Genomic DNA, 5,007 nt, shown 5'->3' with positions numbered 1-5,007 from the left:
CCGGTCTCGGGTGCGGCTGCTTCCGGCTCGGCCGGCGCCGGCGCGGCGTTCGCCCGTCCGGGCACGGCGGGGCTCGCGTTCGACGCGATCGCGCCGGTGAACCGGCTCGTGGACGAGTTCCATGTGCCCGCGGGCTACGTGTGGCAGCCGATCATCCGGTGGGGCGACCCGCTGTTCTCGACCGCGCCGACGTTCGACATCGACAACCAGACACCTGAGGCACAGGCGCTGCAGTTCGGATACAACTGCGACTACATCGATGTCGTCGCCGACCCGAGCGGCAAGAGGGGAGTGCTCGTGAGTAACCACGAGTACTGCAACCCCGGCATCATGTTCCCCCCGTCGTCCGACCCGGCCGAGCTCCGTCGTCGCGGTGACATCTTCAAGGCCGCGCAGGGCATGGCGGTCGTCGAGATCACGCGCAAGCGCACCGGCGCCCCGTGGTCGTACGTCATGGACGGCAAGCGCAACCGCCGCATCACCGTCGAGACGGTGTTCGAGCTGACGGGCCCGGCCGCGGGCAGCGACCTGGTCAAGACGGCGGCCGACCCCGATGGCCGGTGGGTGCACGGTACGCTCGGCAACTGCGCCGGCGGCACGACGCCGTGGGGAACGATCCTCTCGGGCGAGGAGAACTTCAACGGCTACTTCGCGTGGGCGGCCGACACCCCCGCGCAGAAGCGCTACCAGGCCAGTGCCTCGACCTCGACCTCCACCGGCTGGGAGACCTACGACCCCCGCTTCGACGCGCACAACCCGGACTACGTCAACGAGCCCAACCGGTTCGGCTACATCGTCGAGATCGACCCGCAGGACCCCGCCTCGACGCCGCGCAAGCACACCGCGATGGGCCGGTTCAAGCACGAGGGTGCGAACGTGATCGTGGCCGAGGACGGCCGCGTCGTGGCCTACATGGGTGACGACGAGCGCAACGACTACCTCTACAAGTTCGTCTCGAAGAACAGGATGTCGGGATCGCGCAAGAAGAACCTGGATCTGCTCAGCGAGGGCGACCTGTACGTCGCGAAGTTCTCGGGCAATTCGCCCGCGAACGAGATCCTCGGCTCCGGCGCGCTGCCGGGCGACGGTCTGTTCGACGGCTCGGGCCAATGGATCCCGCTGACGCGGAACGGCGAGAGCGTCGTCCCCGGCTTCTCGACCGAAGAGGTCCTCGTCTATACGCGACTGGCGGCGGATGCCGTGGGCGCGACCAAGATGGACCGTCCGGAGGACGTCGAGCCGAACCCGAAGACCGGCAAGGTCTACCTCGCGCTGACGAACAACACGGCTCGGTCGGTCGCGAACCTCGATGAGGCGAACCCGATCACGGGGAACCGCTACGGCCACGTCATCGAGATGACCGAGACCGCCGGTCAGGTTGGGACGACCTTCGGCTGGAGCATCCTGCTGCTGTGCGGCGACCCGGCCGTGTTCGCGAACTCGTACTTCGCCGGGTTCCCCAAGGAGCTCGTCTCGCCGATCTCGTGCCCCGACAACGTCGCGTTCGACTCGGAGGGCAACCTCTGGATCTCGACCGACGGCGCCCCGAGCACGATCGGCTACAACGACGGGCTCTTCCTCGTTCCGCTCGAGGGGCCTGAGCGCGGCCACGTGCAGCAGTTCCTCTCGGTGCCGCGCGATGCCGAGACCTGCGGCCCCGTGATCCACGACCGCGAGGGGCTCGTGTTCGTCGCGGTGCAGCACCCCGGCGAGGACGGGTCGTTCGCCGCGCCGACGTCGCGCTTCCCCGACTACGGCTCCACGGTTCCCGGTTCCGCGCCGAACGCGCCGCGTCCGTCGGTCGTGCAGGTCTACCGCCCGTAGTGCACCGGGCGTGCGCGGCATCGGGCCGCGCACGCCCGGTCACAGCCTCGCGTAGCGTGCCCTGGCGAACAGGAACAGCCCGTACGCGAGCAGGCCGATGCCGACGGCGCCGCCGAGCCACCGGCCGTACGGCAGTTCGAGGAGTGCGTTCACCGCACCGTCCATGCCACCGGCGACATCCGCGTCGAGGGTGACGGATGCCACGACGAGCAGTGCGCCGACGATCACGAGTGCGATGCCCTTCGCGATGTACCCGACGCCGCCGACGACGGTCACTGCGATGCCGGGCGGGCCGGGAGGGATGCCCGTGTGCTCCCGGAAGCGCCGCATCGTCCCGAAGCCGGTGAACGTCGCGCCGGCGATCGCGACGCCCAGGCCAATGGCTCCCAGCAGGAGTGGGCCGCCCGATGCCGCGATGAGGTCTCCGCTCAGCGTCTCGACGGACCGCTCGCCGTTGGGATGTGCGCCGGCGGCCACCACCGCCGCGATGACTCCGAGCGCCGCGAACGCGACCACCTGACCGACTTCGCCGAGTCGCCGTGCCCACTTCTTGGCGCTGCTGTCGCCCCGCGCCAGCATCGCCTCGAAGACGTGATAGGCCGCGAGCGCCCACAGCGCCACCGCCAGCACCCACAGCACCACGAAGCCGAGGGGCGCGGCGGCGACCGCCTTGAAGGCGCCGGTCTGATCGCTCTCGCCCTCGCCGCCGAAGGTCACGACGAGCACGATCGTCCCGGTCAGCAGGTGCACCAGCCCGTCTGCCGCGTAGCCGGCGCGCGCGAGGGTTCGCAGCGCGGGGTTCGCCTCCGCATCGCGGGCGACGTGCCTCGTGGCCGTGTTCACCTCACCACGCTAGGGTCCTGCGCGCGTCCTCGGCGCGGGCTTGACGCCGAGCGGCCCACGTGTCATTCAGCGCGAGGTGAGTCGCGGAGGTGGTCGCGATGCTTTTCGCCCTGACGGAGCTGGGTGCGAAAGTCGATCGGGCCGGTGACGGTGAGTTCGTCCTCCCACACCTCGATCCCGGTCACGTCCGCGAGCCGGTCGCGCGTGAACACGGGATCGCGCCCTGAGCGGCGCTGGGCCGTGTAGTCCTTGAGGAGGCGGAACGCGATCCCCGAGAGCAGCCCGATCGCGACGAGGTTCGTGAGCGCCATCAGGCCCATCACGCCGTCGGCGAAGTTCCAGACGAGTTCGGCGCCGACGACGGATCCCGCCAGCACCGCCACCACGACGAGGGCCCGGTATGCGGTGAGGATGCCGCGATTCGGATTGATGAACTCGATGTTCGATTCGCCGTAGTAGTAGTTGCCGAGGATCGAGGAGAACGCCAGCAGGAACACGATGATGCTGAGCGCGATGCTCGACCACGATCCGAGCGTGCTCACGAGCGCCCCTTGCGTGAGCCCGATGCCGCGCTGCGCGTCGCCGAGGTCGGGCACCGAGACCAGGATGATGAACGCGGTGATCGAGCAGACCAGGAACGTGTCGAAGTACACGCCGAGCGTCTGGACGAGGCCCTGCTTCACGGGGTGCGTCACCGCGGCGCTCGCCCCCGCGTTCGGGGCCGACCCGAGACCCGCCTCGTTCGAGAACATGCCGCGCTTGACGCCGGTGAGCACGATGTATCCGAACGCCGCGCCGACGACCTCGTTGAACCCCCACGCCTGCGTGAAGATCTCGGCGAACACCGTCGGGAGGCGGTCGATGTGGAGCGCGACGACGACGAGCCCGAGCAGCAGGTACGTCAGGGCCATGATCGGGACCAGCAGCTGCGTGACCGAGGCGATACGGCGCACGCCGCCGAAGACGACGAGGCCCGTGAGGGCCGCGACGACGATTCCGATGACCCACGGCAGCCACCCCGGCGCGCCGTCGCCGATCGTGGCGGTCACCGTCGCCGCGATGGTGTTCGCCTGCAGCGAGCTGAACGCGAAGGGGAAGCACACGATGAGGATGATCGCGAACCAGATCCCGAGCCAGCGCGCCTTCAGGCCCCGCTCCATGTAGTACGCCGGACCGCCGCGGAAGCCGTCCTTGTCGCGGACCTTGAACAACTGCGCCAGGGACGACTCGATGAAGCTCGACGCCCCTCCGATGAACGCCATCAGCCACATCCAGAACACCGCGCCCGGGCCGCCCAGGGCGATCGCCGTTCCGACGCCGGCGATGTTCCCGACGCCCACCCGTGAGGCCGCCGAGATCGTGAACGCCTGGAACGCCGAGACCGATTGAGGATCGCCGCCGGCGTTGCGCGGTGTCTTGTCGGTGAGGGTGCGGAACATCTCCGGGATCAGCCGGAACTGGACCACCCCCGACCGAACCGTGAAGTACAGCCCGAGCAGCACCACCACTGGCAGAACGAGCCAGGTCCAGAGCCGGTCGCCCCACAACAGCAGCCATTCGTTCAGCGCATCCATGGGCACAGTATGGCGGCGAGCGACGCTCGGCGACAGGTGCCGCAGGGGTGCCGCACATATCATGGGGCGGATGATCCGCGAGGCCCGCCGTGCGCGCGCGGCCGGCTGGAGCATCGCCCCGCGACTGGTCGGCGGTGCGCCGCCGGTCGTGCTCGTCGTCGTCGGCGCGCTGTCGCTGCTTGTGGGCCTGCTGATCGTGACGCGCCCGCTGACCTCGCTGCTGCTGCTCACGGTCTATGTGGGTCTCAGCGCGGTGTTCGCCGGGGTCGCGCGCTTCCTCAGCGCGCCGGATTCGCCGCTGTGGTCGCGTGTGGTCTTCGGAGCCGTGTGGGTGGTACTGGGGCTGGCGGTCCTCATCGGCCTCGGACGCACGCTCGATCTCCTCCCCGAGCTGATCGCGGTGCTGCTGGTGCTCGGCGGTCTCGCCTCGCTGTATGACGCCCTCGCCCGCGGGCGCATCAGCCAGCGCATCCTCGCCGCGGCGTGGGGCGCCGCGCAGATGGTGTTCGGCGTGCTGGCCTTCGCGTGGCCGGACGTGACCGTGCTGATCGTCGCGATCGTGTTCGGCGTGCGGACGATCGTCTTCGGTGCGACGCTGCTGGTGCAGGCCCTGCGCGCGTTCGTCGCCGGGCGCCGAAGCGTGGGGGCGGCCGAGATGGCCGTCGATGCGGTGACGGCGGACGGGACGGATGCCGAAGGCGCGGTCTCGTCGACGGATGCCGGTGCCGCCATGGCGGTGCACGTCCCGGCGCGAACGGGCTCGGCG

The 5,007-nt window shown here is 69.8% G+C and carries 4 protein-coding genes; 2 read left to right on the top strand and 2 right to left on the bottom strand.

What is annotated here, in order from left to right; all coding sequences use genetic code 11:
* Positions 1-1,824, top strand: a 1,824-nt coding sequence (locus EIO58_RS12345) for a PhoX family protein (RefSeq protein WP_164861671.1), incomplete at its 5' end; no start/stop codon positions are given.
* Between the two features lie 39 nt (positions 1,825-1,863).
* On the opposite strand, the gene EIO58_RS12340 is transcribed toward EIO58_RS12345, so the two are convergent.
* Both EIO58_RS12340 and EIO58_RS12335 read right to left on the bottom strand, forming a co-directional pair.
* Positions 1,864-2,667, bottom strand: coding sequence for a DUF1206 domain-containing protein (locus tag EIO58_RS12340; protein ID WP_127819792.1), 804 nt, complete (start codon positions 2,665-2,667; stop codon positions 1,864-1,866).
* 62 nt (positions 2,668-2,729) lie between these two features.
* A complete protein-coding gene (locus EIO58_RS12335; protein WP_127819791.1) occupies positions 2,730-4,241 on the bottom strand; it encodes an alanine/glycine:cation symporter family protein in 1,512 nt (503 codons plus the stop codon).
* A 70-nt stretch (positions 4,242-4,311) separates the two neighbouring features.
* Between EIO58_RS12335 and EIO58_RS12330 the strand changes: the two genes are divergently transcribed.
* The coding region (locus EIO58_RS12330; protein WP_240658799.1) for an HdeD family acid-resistance protein at positions 4,312-5,007 on the top strand (696 nt) is incomplete at its 3' end.

The organism is Microbacterium sp. CPCC 204701 (assembly GCF_004010105.1).
GTDB lineage: Bacteria > Actinomycetota > Actinomycetes > Actinomycetales > Microbacteriaceae > Microbacterium.
The sequence above is the reverse complement of the archived record's forward strand: the minus strand, read 5'-3'. Positions and strand labels throughout refer to the sequence as shown.

Excerpts from the sequence above, each read along its gene's own strand:
- EIO58_RS12335 (WP_127819791.1), bottom strand. The coding sequence starts at position 4,241 with ATGGATGCGCTGAACGAATGGCTGCTGTTGTGGGGCGACCGGCTCTGG.